This is a genomic window from Streptomyces sp. NPDC054842 (assembly GCF_053611025.1).
Genome location: NZ_JBSGZN010000007.1, coordinates 173408 through 191364, shown reverse-complemented (window position 1 = coordinate 191364; position 17957 = coordinate 173408). Strand labels below are relative to the sequence as shown.

General features: G+C 68.2%; 15 protein-coding genes and 2 pseudogenes. 7 read left to right on the top strand and 10 right to left on the bottom strand.

Features of this window, described 5'->3' with window-relative positions; all coding sequences use genetic code 11:
• Position 1: 1 nt before the first annotated feature.
• On the bottom strand, positions 2 to 862 hold the full coding sequence (locus tag ACWGIS_RS08260) for a nuclease (protein WP_453361583.1): 861 nt from the start codon (positions 860 to 862) through the stop codon (positions 2 to 4).
• Between the two features lie 476 nt (positions 863 to 1338).
• Between ACWGIS_RS08260 and ACWGIS_RS08255 the strand changes: the two are divergent.
• Positions 1339 to 1915, top strand: a pseudogene (locus ACWGIS_RS08255) (transposase).
• A 764-nt stretch (positions 1916 to 2679) separates the two neighbouring features.
• Positions 2680 to 3285 carry a hypothetical protein gene (locus ACWGIS_RS08250; protein ID WP_453361582.1) on the top strand — a complete coding sequence of 202 codons (606 nt, stop codon included), beginning with the start codon at positions 2680 to 2682 and terminating at the stop codon, positions 3283 to 3285.
• Between the two features lie 158 nt (positions 3286 to 3443).
• Here the strand turns inward: ACWGIS_RS08250 and ACWGIS_RS08245 are convergent, their stop codons facing one another.
• From ACWGIS_RS08245 to ACWGIS_RS08230, 4 genes and pseudogenes are all read right to left on the bottom strand, one after another.
• Positions 3444 to 3671, bottom strand: a complete 228-nt coding sequence (locus ACWGIS_RS08245; RefSeq protein WP_453361581.1) for a hypothetical protein — start codon at positions 3669 to 3671, stop codon at positions 3444 to 3446.
• 285 nt (positions 3672 to 3956) lie between these two features.
• A pseudogene (locus ACWGIS_RS08240) lies at positions 3957 to 4153 on the bottom strand (ATP-binding protein); the annotation flags it as partial.
• 179 nt (positions 4154 to 4332) lie between these two features.
• Complete coding sequence (locus tag ACWGIS_RS08235) at positions 4333 to 4674, bottom strand: hypothetical protein (protein ID WP_453361580.1); 342 nt, start codon at positions 4672 to 4674, stop codon at positions 4333 to 4335.
• 669 nt (positions 4675 to 5343) lie between these two features.
• A complete protein-coding gene (locus tag ACWGIS_RS08230) occupies positions 5344 to 6072 on the bottom strand; it encodes a DUF2625 family protein (protein WP_453361579.1) in 729 nt (242 codons plus the stop codon).
• 620 nt (positions 6073 to 6692) lie between these two features.
• On the opposite strand from ACWGIS_RS08230, the gene ACWGIS_RS08225 reads away from it, so the two are divergent.
• The 3 genes from ACWGIS_RS08225 to ACWGIS_RS08215 all read left to right on the top strand — a co-directional run bounded on the left by ACWGIS_RS08225 (position 6693) and on the right by ACWGIS_RS08215 (position 8877).
• On the top strand, positions 6693 to 7427 hold the full coding sequence (locus ACWGIS_RS08225) for a MerR family transcriptional regulator (RefSeq protein WP_453361578.1): 735 nt from the start codon (positions 6693 to 6695) through the stop codon (positions 7425 to 7427).
• Entirely contained in the window at positions 7424 to 8266 is an 843-nt protein-coding gene (locus tag ACWGIS_RS08220) for a hypothetical protein (protein WP_453361577.1), read from the top strand. The genes ACWGIS_RS08225 and ACWGIS_RS08220 overlap by 4 nt, the downstream gene beginning before the upstream one ends.
• A gap of 113 nt (positions 8267 to 8379) precedes the next feature.
• Complete coding sequence (locus ACWGIS_RS08215; protein WP_453361576.1) at positions 8380 to 8877, top strand: hypothetical protein; 498 nt, start codon at positions 8380 to 8382, stop codon at positions 8875 to 8877.
• A gap of 62 nt (positions 8878 to 8939) precedes the next feature.
• Here the strand turns inward: ACWGIS_RS08215 and ACWGIS_RS08210 are convergent, their stop codons facing one another.
• The 5 genes from ACWGIS_RS08210 to ACWGIS_RS08190 all read right to left on the bottom strand — a co-directional run bounded on the left by ACWGIS_RS08210 (position 8940) and on the right by ACWGIS_RS08190 (position 16111).
• Positions 8940 to 10253, bottom strand: coding sequence for a cation:proton antiporter (locus tag ACWGIS_RS08210; RefSeq protein ID WP_453361575.1), 1314 nt, complete (start codon positions 10251 to 10253; stop codon positions 8940 to 8942).
• A 364-nt stretch (positions 10254 to 10617) separates the two neighbouring features.
• A complete protein-coding gene (locus tag ACWGIS_RS08205; protein ID WP_453361574.1) occupies positions 10618 to 11394 on the bottom strand; it encodes a hypothetical protein in 777 nt (258 codons plus the stop codon).
• 233 nt (positions 11395 to 11627) lie between these two features.
• Entirely contained in the window at positions 11628 to 12068 is a 441-nt protein-coding gene (locus ACWGIS_RS08200) for an ALF repeat-containing protein (RefSeq protein WP_453361573.1), read from the bottom strand.
• A 1359-nt stretch (positions 12069 to 13427) separates the two neighbouring features.
• Entirely contained in the window at positions 13428 to 13913 is a 486-nt protein-coding gene (locus tag ACWGIS_RS08195; protein WP_453361572.1) for a hypothetical protein, read from the bottom strand.
• Positions 13914 to 15805: 1892 nt separating this feature from the next.
• Positions 15806 to 16111 carry a hypothetical protein gene (locus tag ACWGIS_RS08190; RefSeq protein WP_453361571.1) on the bottom strand — a complete coding sequence of 102 codons (306 nt, stop codon included), beginning with the start codon at positions 16109 to 16111 and terminating at the stop codon, positions 15806 to 15808.
• Positions 16112 to 16637: 526 nt separating this feature from the next.
• On the opposite strand from ACWGIS_RS08190, the gene ACWGIS_RS08185 reads away from it, so the two are divergent.
• Together ACWGIS_RS08185 and ACWGIS_RS08180 are read left to right on the top strand one after the other, a co-directional pair.
• The gene (locus ACWGIS_RS08185; protein WP_453361570.1) at positions 16638 to 17156 is read left to right on the top strand and encodes a cupin domain-containing protein; all 519 of its coding nucleotides are present in this window, start codon (positions 16638 to 16640) and stop codon (positions 17154 to 17156) included.
• Between the two features lie 420 nt (positions 17157 to 17576).
• Entirely contained in the window at positions 17577 to 17846 is a 270-nt protein-coding gene (locus ACWGIS_RS08180; protein ID WP_453361569.1) for a hypothetical protein, read from the top strand.
• The last annotated feature ends 111 nt before the right edge of the window (positions 17847 to 17957 follow it).

The window sequence follows — 17957 nt, the reverse complement described above, 5'->3', positions numbered from 1 at the left end:
CTCAGGAGTCCTCGAACAGCAGATCCTCGGGCGGGCGGGTCATCCGCACAATCTCGCCGTTAGTGGTCTCCACGACCCGGTGCAGTCCCACGCAGCGCTCGCCCGTGGACAGGATGGAGAACCGGTCCCCCACTCCTGCCAGAAACGCGGGGAAGCAGGTAAGCGGCAGCGTTCCGAGGTTCAGGTAATCCACCAGGCGGCGGAACAGTTTGGGCAGGAGCACGGCGTCGTCCGTCAGCGAGGACAGGCCGCTCACCTTCACCCCGCTCAGGGTGACGTCACTCGGCCACAAACCCCGGCCCGCCGTCCGGGCCTGTTCTGCGGTGGTGGCCATCTCGGCGCGCAGGCTGGTGAACAGGCTGCGGTAGAACGTCGGGTAGGTCAGGCCCGCAGCGAGCATGTGGTGGTTGAGTGTCGTCCTCAGCACGACAGGGTCTACATCGATCTCCCGGCCGCTGTCCCCCGGCGGTGCGCCGCGGCCCGCAAGGGCGATGCACCGGCCGTGTACATCGGTGCCTCGGGTGAGGACGAAGCCGGGGACCGCGTCCGGGGCGGTGGCGATCACGTTCTCGCCCTCGCGCTCGACCTCGGTGAATCCCATCCAGCTCAGCAGCTCGTCACGCGCGGCGTGGGCGAACTGCAGGGGCTGGTGGACACGGTTGGCACCGTAGTGCGTCTCCAGTGCGTCAATCGCGTCCAGCCGCAGCTTCGCGCGTCCCGTGGCACTGTGCTCGACGGCGCGGCCGCGCCCGCCGCCCACGAGGTCCCATTCGGCCGGTTCGTCGGGGGTGAAGGCCACCGTGTCCCCGTCCGGCTGGGAGCCCTTGACTTCGTACATGCCTTTGATCAGAAGCATGGGCATGGCAACTCCTCAGGGTGGCCCCCTGCGTCCAATTATGCTGCCAAAGTCGGCATTTTGCACTTTATGAAAGGCAACGACCCTTCGCTGCGAAACCAGTTGAGCGTGCCTCGAGAGCAGCTCAGGCTCGGTGTGGGCCCGAAGGAGATTCCCGGGCCGTCGGCAAGGGCGAGGGCAAGGGCTGCGGAGGTGGTTTATGAAAGGCAACGACCCTTCGCTGCGAAACCAGTTGAGCGTGCCTCGAGAGCAGCTCAGGCTCGGTGTGGGCCCGAAGGAGATTCCCGGGCCGTCGGCAAGGGCGAGGGCAAGGGCTGCGGAGGTGGTTTCGGGATGCGCGGAACCCCACCCCAACCTGACTGCCTGCCACCACCTTCAAGTGGCACTCACGCAGGCTTGATCACCCATGACGACACTGGTATGAGCGGATGGCACGGAGTGTGACTGACAGCTCTCACTGGCTCTAACAAAAGCTGTTGATCATGTGCCTGTCGGCTGGCTGGTTCGTTGGTGTGGTCGTGGGGAAGAGACAGTCGCGGCCGTGGATCGTCTCGGATGAACTGTGGGCGCTGATCGAGCCGTTGCTGCCGAAGCCAGGGCCCAAGCAGGTCGAGGGCCAACCGAGGGTGCCGGACCGGCAGGCGTTGTGCGGGATCCTGTACGTGCTGCATACCGGCATCCAATGGGAGTACCTGCCGCAGGAGCTGGGCTTCGGCTCCGGCATGACCTGCTGGCGGCGTCTGGCCGCCTGGAACGAGGCCGGCGTCTGGGACCAGCCGCATGCGCTCCTGCTGAAGAAGCTGCGGTCGAAGAATCAGCTCGACTAAGTACCGCCGACTCCTGCGCGAGCGAGGCATCCCCCCGGCGATCGCCGAACGAGGCCGGCCACACGGCACCGGCCTGGGCACCTTCCGCTGGGTCGTCGAACGCACCATCTCCTGGCTGCACGGCTTCCGCCGCTTACGCATCCGCTGGGAACGACGCGACGACGCCCACGAAGCCTTCCTCAGCCTCGCCACCTGCCTCATCACCCACCGACACGTCCAACGCCTTTGTTAGGGCTCTGAACAAGGCGACGCCCGGCTGGTGTTCCTCCCCTGACCGGGCTCTGTCGTGTGTCGGCTCGCTGCACATGAGTGGAGGCACGCTGATCCAGCGCGGCGCTGCTCCAGCGAGTACGTCTCGCGCCACCACCAGGAGCGACCACGATCTGTGCCCGGTGCCGGGTTCGAAGGATGCGCAGCAGCGGTGCTCCTGCGCAGGCGAGCACCACGCTTTCCAGGGCCCTTGCGTAGTCGGCATGTGCACGCCCACTACGCAGAGCCGGCAGGCGGCGCCGACGCGTGGTCTGCGCACCCGGTCAGTCGTGCGCCACCGGACACATCCACCAACCTCTTGGCGGCAGTCGGCGCGGGCCCGATCCTTTGGCATCTTCTGGTTTGTCGCCCTTGGCTCGCTGAAGTTCAGTTCCCCGTCTCTGCCACCTCCACAGCGCTGTTGGATTCCGGCGTGCCCGGTTACCCGTCGGGTCCGGTCATGAGCAGCTTTCGTTTGCTGGTTCATGAAGCGCATCGCTGCTGGAAAACGCCAGGCGGTCAGGCTTCGATGCCGACGCACCGCGCTCGGCCGGGGGATGCCCGTGACGGCCGGTCGGCGAGGGACGCGACAGGTCACGGGCGCGCGTACCCCGATATCGTCCGCGCGTCCCACGTACCGTGAAACCAACCCGCCGATCCCCGCCGCCACCCCCGCAATCACGACGACCCGTACTACCGGACCAACGGCCTTCCTCGACGTCACACCGCCGGAACAGGAGCACGTCCATGCGTCTCTACGCCCAGACCCCAGCACGCCGAAGTCGTCAGCTGATCGCCGATCTGACCGCCCTGCTCCTGATCGCGATCACGGTGACGTTCGCCCTGGTCGTCCGTGACGCGATCCTGACGCTGGCCGAGCCCGGACGCAAGGCCGAGAGCGCGGGCGACAGTCTTGCCTCCCATCTCGACGACGCCGGCGATGCGGCCTCCAAGGTCCCCTTCGTTGGTGACTCGTTGAAGAAGCCGCTCCAGTCCGCGGCCGAGGCCGGCAGCAGCCTCTCCGACGCCGGACAGTCGTTGCAGGACACCGTGGGCCACATCGCCACCCTCACGACGATCGCCCTGATCGCCCTCCCGACTGCCGTCATCCTCATGTTGTGGCTCGTCCCACGACTGCGGTGGATCCGGCGTAGCGCCACCACCCGTCACCTCCTCGACACCCCCGGTGGTGCCGACCTCCTCGCACTACGCGCCCTCACCGGACCACAACGGCCCCTGGCCGCGATCCCCACACCCCCGGGTGGCCTCGCCGACGCCTGGCGCCGCGGGGATCCGGACGTCATCGCCGCCCTGTCGACCCTGACGCTCCGACGCGCAGGTCTCCGGCCCTGACCCTGGGCGGGTCCCCCCATCCCCCGGTCAAGGAGGACGGGTGCTGGTCTCGGCGTCCGGAACGACATGCCTGCACACGCTGATGATCAGGCTGGCGAGGGCGTCTTTGCAGGCCGCGCGGTCTCTCCGAAACACTGCCGACGACCGTCCGGTGAAGATCATTCCCTTCCGTCTGTGACGGGTGTGGCGGGCGCGTGTTCTTCGTGCTCGTTGATGATGTCGAGGGCGGAGCCGAGCGAGTGTGTGCTGGTTGAGGCGGCCATACACGCCTGATCGTCGGCGAGACCGAATGCCGAGCGCAGTTCGAGGCCGAGCCCACCGCCTTCCGGTGGATCTTCTACCGTGAAGGCACCAGCGTGTGGATCCGCTTGCTGGAGCTGGCTCACGGTAGTGCCCACGACAAGAAGGGGACCGGATCTGGTTCACCCAGCAGGATATCGACGTCGTCGCCCGAGCAGTGATCCGCTGCTTCGACGAGGTCGTCAGCGAGTACGGCGAAAGCACATACCGCGGCAAGTGGGGTGAGCACTTCCCTCGCGCCGAGCTGGAAGCCCTCAGGACCGCGTGGCGCGAACACCGAGGCAACTCGGCAACATCCTCGGCACCATTGAACCCGTGAGGCTCCGGCAGCACCTCACACGAGTTCGCCGAAACAAGTGCGCTGTGGACGACGACTCGCTGGAGGCGATGGCGACGCTGTTCTTCTCCTCATGCTCCGCTAGAACCTGGAAAAGGAAGTAGGGCGCCACGGCGGTCGCGTGCCCTGTGGCCGAGCTCGTCGATGCACAGAAGGTCGACGCGGCCGCAGCGGGCGATGGTCTTGGTCAGCTGCCTTCTCGTCGGCGGCTTCGATGAGCTCGTTGCCGTGGCGAGTGAGATAGAGATAGCGGGCGGCAGTCCCGGTCATACGCGAGTTCTCCCAAGCAGTCGATCTTCCGGGCTCATGGAGGGACGCCGCCCCCCTGGACTGGTTCCACAAGGGAAGAGCACTTTCGCGGATCCCTCGGGCTGTTGGTCAGACAGGGACCGGCGATAAGTCCGCGGCGGTCAGGTGACGTGACGTACGACGTAGGCGGTACCCAGCCTCTCCGTCCCGTTGGAGTCGGCTCCGATCGCGAGACTCGGCCCGGCCGTGGTGATGTCGAACCTGCCCGTCACCGGCTGCGTGCAGTCGACACGCTTGGCTTTCTTGACGGTGCCGGAGACGGCCGTGAAGGTGACCGTGCCCTCCCCCACGCATGCCACCTCCACCCGCAGCGCGACGCCGGACTCCACGGTCTCGTCCACGTCCATGCCGGGTATGGCGAGAGAGCCGGACAAAACAAAGTCCGCGTCGTCAGAACCCAACTGCTCCGTCCTGCCGAGCAGGTCGCGAGCCTTTGTGTCCAACCACTCCCGATCGGAGCTGGCCGTCGTGCGCGCAGTGGGTACGGTGCGGGAGCTCGTCGCCTTCTGGGACCGAGGAGCTTTCGAAGTCGCGGCCGGGCCAGAACAGGCCATGATCAAGCCCGTGAGCAGCACGACGGCAGCCATAGCCTTGCCACGATGACGGTTCAAGCGGTCCACAACATCCCCCGGAACAAACTCAGAAGCCAGCACGCTGACAGAACTCGGTGATCATCCCCTGTGAACAACAACCACGCCACCCGCACATCCCGGACACCGGCACCAGATCGGTACCCGGATCGGCCACCTCAGAGGCGCCTCCCACCGTTCCCGCTTGGACACACCCTCCCGACCCCCGACTACATGTCGGTGGCGCCCGGCATGTTGGCAGGACCCCGCCGACGCTGGGGTCCACGGACAGGATCCTGCCGGCACTGTCACCCGCGTCCACGGACTGGATCGGCCGGCGTCAGCGGCTCGCTGGCAGTCGGCATGCTGGCCGGCTCCGCCGTCTATGCGGCAATCGGTGCGCAGGTGGGCCGGCGTACCTGGCTGGCACAGGCGCTGCCTGAGCCGGACGACAAACGCCGCCGTCGTCCCGCGCAGCACGCCCGCCCCGGCCACGCCCAGACCGCACCCCGTACCCCCGTACACCTCGCCCGGCCGAGCCGTTCACACGGCGCCGAGGAAGCCCGGGTCAACGCCGCCGAACTGAAGGCACGAGTCGCGGCTCAGGCTCAAGAGCTCCGCCGTGGGCACCGCACGCCGGCTGGTCGCCAGCACGTCCTGGCGGGCCTCGGCCGACCACAACGGCGGAAGGAACGACAGTCCTTGCCGCCCGTTCAGCGCCATGACCTCACTGCGCCAGCCGTCCCACCGCAGATCCCTGTAGAACTCCTCAAGCCCTCCGGAGAGGATCCAGGACAGCCAGGCCGAATGCCCGGCACCCAAGGCTGACCATGTAAGGGTGTCGGGGGCAAAGTAGACGACCTCGCCCGGCTCGCCGGGCCGACCGGCCTCACGGTAATTGACCCCGTTACAGGCGAAGACCCCGCCCAGCACATCGTGCCCGACCACGACCCCTGCCTCCGGACGCCAGGTTGGATCGAACACCGAGGGCATCGCGTTGACCTCGGCCAGACTGGGCAGACCCTCCGCGTCGGTGCCACGCGGACTGCCGAAGATCCGCAGCCATCCGCTGTCCACGAGCAGACCACCGCAGTTCAACACGATTCCGCCCAGGTGTGATCGGGCGGAGACCTGTAGTTGCCACAGGCCCGCACGGCCTACCTCAGCATCGCCAGGCAGCACCCTGACAGAAACGTCCGTACCGGACAGCACTTCAAGGAGAACGGGCCAGGCCGGATCGTCGACGTTGATTAGGTCATGGACCTCACGCATCCGCGCATCCTCGCACCACCACCGAAGTCCCATTCCGCCGGGTCACCCCGGCTTCCATCAACCAACGGGCAGCCGCAGGTACCAACGCCCGCCGGAACGCTGAGACCCATGGCCTGGCCGGTGGCACTCGGCCAGCTGCCGAACATCCACGTCAGGCGGAAGCAGCCCTGCAGCATCGGTAGTCGGGGATGGCGGACATTCAGCCGAACGTGTCAACCATGTCCAGAGCACAAAGGTTAGGCATCTCCCGAGACCTCACGCCTACGGAGCGCAGCGTTCGCCGAGCATGCCTCGTCCTCGGGATGGAACCGCAATACATATTCGATGCGAGGAAGCTAACAGGGCATCGCCCGCCTCTCCCCGCTCAAGCACCGCAACCTCAGCGTTGGGGCCGCTACAGCTTCACAGCCTCCACCCCGGCTGGCGGCGGCCTACGCCCACTTCGCGACCCGAACAGAGTCGAACTCGACGAGACGATGAGGGGTAGCGACAGCGGACTCCGGCAATATACGTGCGCTGACGAAGACGCACCACTCCAGCGCGTAGACGCCCATGAATCGTTTAGGCCGACGGCTTCCAACGCTTGACCTTGACCCAACGGCAGGGTTTCTACTGGCGGCATGCGAATCGGAGAGACCGCCGCGCTCGTGGGGCTCACCACCCGGGCGATCCGGCACTACCACCATGTCGGGCTGCTTCCGGAACCGGAGCGGCGCCCCAACGGCTACCGGGCCTACAGCGTCCGTGATGCTGTCCTGCTCGCCCGAGTGCGCAGGCTCACCGAACTCGGCCTCAGCCTCGATGAAGTGCGCGACGTCCTCGCCGACGATGCAGGGCGCGAACTGGCCGAGGTGTTGGAGGAACTCGACGCCGACCTGGCCCGCCAGGAAGCCGACATCCGCGAGCGCCGCGGCCGGCTCAGCGTCCTGCTCGCCGAGCCGCCCGACGTGACCGGGCCCGTCTCGCCCGCCCTCGCCGCACTGCTGGCACAGGCTCCCAGGACAGACTCGCCGAGCGCGGCCAAGGACCGCGAGTACCTCACGTTGATGGACGCCGACGGCTCCGGTGGCCAAGAGATTTTCGCGCTGCTCGGGACGCTGGTCGGCGATCCCGCGGTCATCGAACTGTATGAGCGTCTCGACGCGCTCGCCGAAGCCCCCACTGGCGATCCACGAATCGCGCCCCTGGCAGCTGACCTGATGGCTGCCGTCCCCGAGGAGTTGTTCGCCGCGATCCCCGAGGACGGGGTCGTCGTGACCGGGTTCAAGGAGGCGCTGCTCGCCGAGTACGCCCCCGCGCAAGCGGAAGTCGTGGGCCGGCTCATGGACGCGTTCGTGGAAAGGGGCCGGGGATGAGCGGCCGACCAAGGGGCGTTCGGGCGGCGCGGGTCGCGGTAGCCGCCGTGCTGCCGGGGGAACTGGCCCTGCCAATCTGCCTGGTGGTTGGGGTCCGGCCGCCCGGATGGGCGCTGGCGGGCGCCGAGGCGCTGGCGGGCGCGGTGCTGCTGCTGCTGGAAGCCTGGGTGCTGCGCTTGCTGTATGTCGCCGCGCGCGCCCGCGGCGCAGACCGCCGGGCGGCGCGGCGAGCTGCCGTACAGGAGGCGGTGCCAGCCTCAGTCCGCCGCCTGGTCCTCCACGAGCTGCGCGCCGTCGCCTCCCTGGGGCGGTGGGTACGGCGCGGCACGCACGGGGTGCGCCGCGGGGACGTCGCTGCCGCGTACACCGGGCCCCAGACCGCGATGATGTACGGGCTGCTCTTCGTGATGGTCATCGAGACGGTGGGCCTGGCCTTCCTCATCCCGTGGCCGGTAGTCCACCGAGTGATCCTGGTACTCGACCTGTACGGCGTCGTCCTCGTACTGGCCCTGCACGCCGCCTGCGTCACCCGGCCGCACGTCGTACGTCCCGACGGCTCTCTGCGGATCCGCTACGGAGCCCTCTTCGACCTCGCCATACCTGCGGACGCGGTCGCCTCGGTCCGCGTCGACCGGCGCTTTCCCGATGGCCGCCTGATCACCCTCTCCGAAGACGGGGTCCTCAACCTCATCGTGGGCAACCAGACCTCGGTGACCCTGGAGCTGAACCGGCCACTCCCCTTCACCCGCCCGCTCGGCGCAACGCACAAGGCCCACACCATCCGCTTCCACGCCGACAACCCACGCGCACTGGTCAACGCGCTCCGCCAGCCCGCCTGAGCACGCAAGTTGGTCCTCGCCGCGCCGTGGCGCCCCGCAAAGCGCTCCGATCGGTTGCATGTTCGACTTCTCGGCATTCTCTCGGCCTGCTCCGGGCGGCCGGCCCTGAGGAGATGGCCGCCGCACGCCACGCCGCAGTGGTGCTCGCCGGGACTGGCGGCCCGTACCTGGAGCACGGACTCGGGATGCCCGACAACTCGGTCATCGCCCGCCTGCGGGCGTTTCTGGAGGAGTCCGGCTTTCCCCTGATCTTGGCCCAGACGGTGCGTATGGCGATCAACCCGTCGCGCGTGGTGCAGGCGCTGTCCATGTGCCTCGCCCTCGAAATGGCCTCGCTCGCCATCTGGCTGGAGTCGGTGCTGGCCGAACAGGCCGGCACCGGACAGGGGCTGCTGCGGCTGCCCGGTGCCGAGGAAGGAGGACCGGAGGCATTTATGCAGGCATGGATCGGCTACCTCCACCAGCTCACCGACCGCGCACGCGGACGCCGCAGCGTCACCCCCGAGGACGCCGACGGGGCGCGGCCGTCCATGGAGCGCCGGGCGGACGCCGTGCCAGCCGGGAGCAGCAGTACGGAGCAGCAGTACGGAGCAGCAGCGCGTACACGCTGAAGATCAGGCTGGCGTAGATGCGAACTGGCTCAGCCAGCGGGCACGAAACGCGACGGAACTGGTCAGCGGCCTTCGTCGCCCAGGGCGCTGCTGCGGGCCCTGCGTAGATCCTGGTCGCTACTCGGATCGGGGGTTTCCCGGAGCCGGTCGAGGCGTGCGATGACCGGGCCCGCTGTGACGCCGTGCAGCACTACTGAGGCCAGTACAGTGAAGGTCACCACTGCCCACAGCTCCCGCTGGGGGACAGCAAAATCGTGCTGGCCCAAGGCGTAGGCAAGGTAGTACAGCGAGCCGATTCCGCGGACGCCGTATGTCGCGACGACCCAGCGTTCCCGGCTTCCCAAGGAGCTCCGCAGCAGTCCGGCCCAGCCCGACAGCGGCCGAATCACCAGCAGCACCACGCATGCGGTGGCCGCGCCCTGCCACGTAAGAGCCGACAGGCCGCCCAGCGCGATGAAGGCACCCAGAAAGAACAGCACGGCCGCAGTCAGCAGGCGCTCCACCTGTTCCATGAAGTCGTGCAGGACGTTGTGGTAGCCGTGTGCTCGCTCGGCGGCCCGGATGGCGCACGCGGTGACGAACACCGCCAGGAATCCATAACCCCCGGCGAGCTCCGTCACTCCGTAAGACAGGAAGGTGGCGCCCAGCGCGACAAAGCCCTCCCGGTGCTGAGACAGCCGCAGCACTCTTGAACGTGTCCAGAAGAGCAGCCAGCCCAGCAACCGCCCTACCAGCAGCCCGCTCAGTGCACCGACGATGCACTTGTACGCGAGCTCCTGCGCTGCCCACGGACCGATCCACTCAGTCGACCATCCGCTGCCCGCGGCGGCGGCGAGCCCCACCGCCGCGTACGTCAGTGGAAAGGCGAGTCCGTCGTTCAGGCCCGCCTCACTGGTGAGAGCGAACCGGACCTCGTCCTCATCGTGTTCGTCATCCGTGGGCTCGCCCACCCGCACTTCCGCGGCGAGCACCGGATCGGTGGGCGCCAGGACAGCCCCCAGCAGCACTGCGGCCGCCGGCGGCCAGTCCAGCAACCACCAGGCCACCAGCGCGGTGATCAGAAACGTCAACGGCATGGTGATACCCAGGACTCGCCACGTCGTGCCCCACCGTCGCCACCCAATAGGCCGGTTGAGCGCCAGCCCCGCGCCCATCAACGAGATGATCACCACCACCTCGCTGACATGCTCAGCGACCACCCGGTCATCCACCGGATCGATCGCAGGCAAGGGCAGCGGGAGCAGATACACGGCGATGCCGCACAGCAGGAAGACCAGTGGCAGTGACAGCGGTCGTCCAGCCAGGATTCGAGGTAGCACGGCAGCGAGCAACGCTCCGGCCCCCAGCCACGCGAAAACCGCATCCGCGCTCGTCACCAGTGCGACCCGCCCTTCTCCCCACCATGGATCACTGCTTTGCCTCGCTTGGCATCCCGGCCGAATACCCCACATCACGACAGTCATGGATGACAACGGGCGGCCAAACCGAAGCATTGGCCGGGGCCGGGCGGGCTCCTCACCGACACCCTGGCCGTCGCGTGGCCGAAACTCGATCCGTAGGACAGCAAGCGAACTGATCCGCGCCGCAAAGTCGCTCGCCACAACTCGCCGCGCCGACGTTGACGTTGACGCTGACGCTGACGCTGACGCTGACGCTGACGCTGACGCTGACGCTGACAAGCTAGTGTCCTGGTCAGGTGCGCCCCGGAGGTGCAATGCGCGAAGCGCGGGGCGGCCCCGATCAGTTGGCCGGCGTGTTGGGTGTCATCTCAGCTGCCTCGGTGAGGGCGCGTTGTCTGAGGTCACCGAACAGCTGCATCGTGACAGCAGCCAGGACGTCGTCTCCGCCGACAGTGCGCCCGTCCCCACGGCGGGTCGACAGGGCGAGGAGGGGGTCCTTGAGCAGCGGGGTCGGGGACGGCTCGCCCGGCATCACCAGAGTGACCGTTCCGAACCGCTTGGCCCCGCCCTCGCGGACAATCTTGGCCGCGTCCCTGGCCAGGGCCGTCAAAAACACACTCGCGATTCCGTCCAGGTCGCGGACCATCGCCGGGACCGCCCTCACCCCCCGGCTCCCCAGCAGCCTTCTCACCCCGGCCCCGAACCGGTGGGCGCCAGCCACACCACTGGGTGTACGCGCCCCGCGGCGCTCACGAAGAGACACCAGCGCACCATCGGCGTTGCGCATCTCGCCCATCAGGCCGTGAAAGGTCGGACTGTGCAGGTACCACGCCGATCCCACCTCCACCTCGACGTTTTGGTCGATCGCCGAGATGAGGTCCTTGGGCATCAGCCTCGTCCTGGCCTCCTCGGCCGCGGCACTTCTCGCGCCGTCGATGATCTGCGTCAGCACGGTCCGCGTCACCGACGCGGCGGCCCACGCGGCCGGCCGCGAGACGTGCAACGAGGTCACGTCCCGAAACACCACTTTGACGAGCTGAGGCTTGAACGGCAGGTCGGTCACACCGGAAGCGGTCTGCGCACCACTGCGCTCGGTGCGTGAGAGGTGTGTGGTCATCGAGGAATGTGCTTTCTGCTGTCGGAGGTGTCAGTGGCCCATGCCGCACCGGCTGGCGGGACCACAGAGTCTGCGGAGGACGCCGAGCCAGCACAGGGCCTGCCCCGCGGGACCACCGGCACACAAAGGTGCAGGCGGCCCCGCCCGGATCCCCGGATCCCCGGATCCCCGGCGACCAGGGTGCGGCAGGGGGTGCCGACCGGGCGATGCCTGTTGGTGCGACGCCGTGCCGGTCAGGCGACCTGGTACCTGCCGACTTCCAGGAAGTGGCGCAGTGCTTCGGGTGTGTTGTCGTCGAGGGCGGCGTTGGCTGCCGCGCGCAGGGCCGGGCTGATGGACGGGTCGGCGAGGATGCGGGCGATGGCGACACGGTCGTCCTCGGCCTGGGCGATGCGGTAGCCGGTCTCCAGCCAGGCGCGCATCGCGTCAGGGTCGTTGGCGTCCAGGAGAGCGTTGGCTTCTCGTATCACACGCCGGCCGCTGTCCGGGTCGGCGAGGATCCGGGCGATGGCCACCCGCAGGTCGTCGGCGTCCGGCTCGTCCGCAAAGGAGGACACCGCGAGTCTCGTCACCGTGCTCGGTGCCGCGGTGGCGGCGAAGGACGGGGTGGCGAGCAGGAGGGCCGGGGCGAGGATGCCCGCGGCGATGCCGGGCGCTACGCGATGCAGTCGCAAGGGAAATGCTCCTCTTCGTGGGCTACAGAGGTGAGTTGGTGACGCCTCGGGGCGTTCACTTCGGTCATGCTGCCACCTGGGTCTGACAGTGGCAGTCGCCCGCTGCGGTCGCAGGGCACCATCGCCGCGGAGGTGGCCGGTGTTCCATGGCGGCGCGCATTCGCAATGGCCGCGGCTGACGGCGCGCGCCACCCGTCAGCCAAGGTCCCCTCGTCAGGTTGCCTGCCAGCCCCCGGGGTGCGGCGGGCTTGTCAGGAGACCGCGGAGGGCTTTCCAAGGAGCCGCGGACCCGCATGGCGTCGATGCGGGTGAGGCGGACTCCGGGCAGGGACGTGAGCACATCCGCAAGCGGCGGTGCTGGAGCCGGACCACCGCCACTTCCCCGCTCCAGCCCGCCCTGCAGCCCTCACCAGGCCTGTTCGAGCCCGGGATGACTCCCGCGCACCCCGGGAAGGCCGGCAGGGGCGGCCCCTGGTGGGGACGGCGCGTGGACGGTGAGCCACACCGTCCTCACGCGGCCGCCGCCGGGGCGCCCATCCCGGCAGCGTCCGCCCCACCAAAGAACCATCCCCGCGCTCAGCACCCACGGACGACAAGACGCCGCACGCAACCGCACCACGCAGCCTCCTCCGCCCCCGCACGCAGGCAAGCCCCCGGGCAGGTACTGCTACACAACCACTCCCGTCTGAGTGCGGCATCAGTGCCACCGTGCGCAGGACCGATGCGAACCGTTCGCTTCGCTCCCGCAGGCGCGCACCGCGGTAACCGGGCCCGCCGTACACGGCCGTCGCGGACAGCATCGACTGCCCCGGCGCGCCGTCGCCCGGCGATCGGGTCACGTCCACCCGCCGGATGCGCCCGTCCTGGGAGGCCTCCAACCACAGACGGCCCCAGTCGGAGATCGTCCCGCTCGACCACGCCCAGTCATGGCCACGCCGACGCTCGATGTGCAGCACCACCCACGGCCCGCGCCAGTCCTTGGCCCCGAGGCACTTGCGGTCGCCAGGCCCCCCACTGCCCGCACCCACCGCGCTCGACACCGGCCATGGCCGTCAAAGCGGAGCTCAAAGCAGTACGTGCGGCCACGGTCGCCGCGAAGATCGAACGACGCATACGAGCCCAACGGACCGATGGCTGCGCCAGATCACGGGGCGCACGTGCTCATCACTCCTTCATACGAGTGGGAGCCCGGGCATATCTCAGCGCGGACCTGTGTCGCACGCACGCGGCCCGGGCCCCCTCCACATCACCAGCTCGGCGCCGCGATCGTTGCGAGGGGCCGAAGCCAGCAGCAAGTTAAAGGGCCAGCGATCGGCTGGGCAGCTCACCCGACTGCGGTCATGCCCCGCCCAGTCAGTCCTAATTATCGAACCAGACCACCAAACGGACGTTCTCTCCCCCGTGCCGCTTGGCGAGCACGGCCATCACCGACCAGACGTCACCCCAGTCCACCTCACGCACGACCTCACGCCGGGTGAGACGGGTCTCAAGTGAGGACGGCTGGGCAACTGACTCCGTGCTGCCCCAGTCAGCCTCTTCCAATTCCGCCCAGCTGATCCACGACGGACTGTGCGCGTCCTCAAGTTGCCGCTCAAAAGCCCGAGTTACAGCGCGTGAGGCGTCTCGCGGAAAGCCACGCTGCGCTGCAAGCGGTGGGAAGAATCCTCCACGGACACCGAAAAGACAGCCGAAAGCCGCATAGGACCGGCCGCTATAGACATGATCCAGAGCAACCGCTGGATGCCACCGGAAGAACAACTCATCGTCATCGGGCTCGGAGCTGTCGATGAAACTGCTCCTGACCTCGATGTATCCATGGATATCCGTGCCCATGAAGCCGATCATGGCAGCCGTGCCAGGCCACTGACCAGCAGATATTGTGGCTGAAGGCAACGGCTCGCATGGCGAGTATGCCTAGCAGCGGGCAACGAGAGTCTTCACGGCGCATGGCAGGGCAGGGAAGGCCAGCGCAGCGTCGGCATTCGCCCCGGTCCTGCGCACCGGTACTTCTCGCAGGCGCACTGACGGGTGAGGCGAAGTCCCTCGACGGTCTTCTGCCTGGACTCGCCACCACGGAACAACTGGATTCCTGATGGCAGCCCTTCGCCTTGTAGGCGTGGATGAGGTCAAGCATCCCCACAGCCGCGGCCAGCGCAAGCCCGGGTGGCCGGCAGGCTAAGGCGAGCTAGAGGGCACTCCGGCTTGTATCGGGCGCCGACGCCGTCGCGGGCGACCCCTTCGCTTCGCGGACAGAGTCAAACCCAAGGTGATTGGCAAGTCCCAACGATCGTCGCCCTGTACGCCGGTCGCGCTTGGGGAGCCCTGACATCTGGTGGGCTCACGGCGCCGTCCCGTAAGGTCCGCTTCCATGATCCATGGAGAGCGGCCCGCCGAGGACGCGACCGTCTTCCGGTACGGGAGGCAGCGGCTGCTTCAGGGCTTGCCGATTCTGTCGTTGTTGGTCGCAGTCGGTGTGTTGGGTGTCTGGCTGGCCGTGCGAGGGGGCGCGAACGGAGCCGACTGGGCGCTCTCTACCCTGATGTGGGCACCGGGCTGCGTCGCGATGGTGCTCTTCGTGCGCCGCTGGCGAGCCCGTCGATGGGTCATCGCCTTCGATGCGACGGGGTTCTGGTGGATGCGGGGCGCGGAGGTTGCTCTGGTCCGCTGGGAGTCGTTGGCCGGAGCCGGCCTTCAGTGGGCTCGGGGCCGGACCGTTGTCTTCACCGTGGAGCTCTGCCCGAAGGACGATGTCGATCGCGATGATCCACTGCTGTGGACATTCGTCCGCGACGGGGACCCGATCCGGCCGGGCATGTCCCGGCTCCGCTACCGCATCGACGTCGGTTCCTCTCACAAGGCGTATGAGAAGGCTTTGCTCCAGTGGGCGCCGGAGTTGTGGTTCGGCCGCCGAGAGCAGCCGTTCTCCTACCTGGGCGCCCCGGATCGCGAGGGTCACCGGGAGCGGTTGGCCTCAGGGGCCGGGATGTCGGGCGTCGGCACGGGCAGCCCGCTTGCGTTTGGTTCCGTTGAGGTCGGGGACTTGGTCGTCGTCCAACGCAGTGCCGTGCTGATCCGCCGCCGACTGGCGGCGGGTTTGGTCATGGCTGGGGCCTGTGGGTTCTCTGTGTGGGCGCTCGTACCCGGCCAGGTGCAGGGGATGCTTGCCTGGGCTCGCGTTGTGCTCGCCGCCGCGCTCGTGCTGTCGGTCCGCTGGGCCCTCGTACTGATCGTCCGGGGCATGGTAGCCATCTGGGGCAGGCGGGTGACCATGGACGCAGTCGGCGTGCACGTCAGCCAGAGTGGGCGGTCCGCGACCATGCCGTGGGAGTCGCTCGCCGGTGTCGGCATCTACGGTGCACCACCGCTGTATACCCTCGAACTGAGCTCAGTGGGCGACGTGGATAGGGACGCTCCACTGCTGTGGACGTTCGTGCGCGACAGCGAGCCGCTGCTGCCGGGGCAGTCTCGGTGGCGTCACCGCGTCACCGTCTGCCCTGCTGGGGCCCGCCATGCCGTGGCGGCGGGTTGCCTGCGCTGGGCGCCGGACCCTGGTCCGGCGGGGTGCGGATGCCGTCCGGCTACCAGGGAGGCCCCGACGTCGAGGGGCACCGCCGACGGACCCAGGGATCTGGCAGCCTCGTCAATCCGCCGGTGCTGTGACGGAGTCGAAAAGCCGCGGAAGAGCAAGCTTGGCAGCGGAGCAACCCTTCGCTGCGCGCGGCCCGCTTGCCGACCCGTCAGCGCAGAACCTCTCCGTCCAAGGCCCGCTGCAGGCTGACTGCCGTCACGTGGTCAGCAGACATCATCGACTCGATGCGCCCCATCTTGCCGTCGGCTTCCCAATGCCCTTTCGCCCAGTAGGGGTGGAGGTACACGTCGGGAGAGTGCACCCAGACCACCGTCACGGTCATGTCGGTGTCTGCCTTGGTCCATCGGTCGATGCAGGTGGTGATGCCTTTCCACGTCATCTCCGCCGAATCCAGCGTCCATGCCCTGCTCGCCGCATACGCTCGGGCGGACTCCCGCTCCTCGATCCTCAACACGCCTCCCTTGGTCCGAGGAAGGCAGTGTCCCCCCACTACCCCCTCCACACCTGCCGTTCACGGGAAGTCGTACGACGCGCAAATGCAGGCAGCGCCCTTTCGGTGTTCCGGCGGAGGACTTGAGGCTCTCCGCCTGCAGCCTGGCCGTCCCGGGCGCCGCCGCACTGCGCCCGGGTTCCCGGCGTCGCAGCCGCGTATCTACGCGGGCGGTGGCGGCACGCATATCGACCGCCTGCGGGTGACGACCGGCTCGAACGGTGCCGCGCTGTCGAACGTCGGCCACGTCTACGGCGACGCCGAAGGTGCCACCGAGGCGAAGATCCTCACCGTGTCGGGGTCGTACATCCGCGCGTCGTGACCGCGGTGTGACGGGCTGCCGGGCGATGGAGATACCCAGCCCCGGCGACCCGTCGGCGTTTCTGCGTCCGATCAAGTGTTGCGGGCCCGCGAGCGGCGTTGGACACTCGTTGGGAGGGCAAAGGTGTGACTCGACATGCGAGAACGCCCGCGCCGAGGAGTGATCGCCATGGCCGAACCGCAGGTTCCTCCGCTCACTGTCGTGCGACCCGGGGAGGGGACCGAGGTCGACATCGGAGCGATCGGGGTGGTCTTCAAACTGTGGGGCGCCGACACCGACGGCGCGCTGTCGGTCGTGGAACACCCGTTCCCTGTCGGCGCACTCGTGCCGCCGCACCTGCACACGCGCGAGGACGAGTACTCGATCGTCACCGAGGGCGAGATCGGCTTCCGCTCCGGAGACCGCGAGACCGTCCTCGGCCCTGGCGGGTACATCACGAAGCCGCGCGGCGAGCTGCACACGATGTGGAACGCCGGTCCCGTCCCGGCCCGGATGATCGAGATCATCACTCCGGCCGGGTTCGAGCACTTCTTCCGCGAACTGGCGGAACTGGTGTCCGCCGGACCGCCGGAGCCCGACGCGGTCGCCGGACTTGCCGGAAAGTACGGCCTGGAGCTGGGCCGGCCTGCCTGGCTCCCCGGCATCGTCGAGCGGTTCGGACTGACTCCGCCACCGGGAGCCGGGTGACACCGGGAGCTGGGCAACGCCAAGGCCGGCGTCACGAACGCCTGGTTCGGGATCCGGAACCACTGGTCAGATGGTGCCGTCTATCCTCCCAAGCCAGACACCTGTCGGCCAAGGGGCCTGAGCCTCCTCTGATGGACGTGCTCAAGAAGGGGGGCGCCGCTGCCGATCCTGCAGTTCACCGCGGGCGGTCGACCAAACGGTCTCGAACTCGTCGGCCGACGCCGCCTGCGGGTCGTGCCCTTTCCACTCGGAGATAGCCGGTTCTGCGGTCAGACCGTAGACGCTCTCGTATTCAGCGGACCGACCGTCTCTTTGGGTTTCTTGCCACTCGGCCAGCGAAGAGCGGTCAGAGCCTTGCCTTCAGGCTCCTGCAACTCGACCTGCCGGGGCGCCCCAAGGGGTGAGAAAGAGCTGGATCCAGTGGCGTTTGCCGTGGAGGCTCCGCGGCCAGGGCCCGAATTCCGCCTTGGTGAGTTTTCATCCGGCCTTGGTGAGGCTCTTGAGGGCCTTGTGGTCGGCCGGCAGGCGGAGGCCTTCCTGATCCTCGAGGTCGGTGGGCAAGCCGAAGTGGGCGACGGCACCCTCGGTGAGGATGATCAGCGGGTCCTGGTCGGCCTCACGGTGGGCACCTACTCCTCGATGTTCACCGCCACACCGATGGCCATCGAACTGCATCGACGCCGCAGGTGAGTTCCGCTTCCTGAACGCCGGGCCGGTGCTGTAGTGCGTCCCGTCGGCGGGACACACAACAGCACCGCGGGACCGCCCCGCGGCGCCTGCGCGTCCCCCTTGCGCCGGATC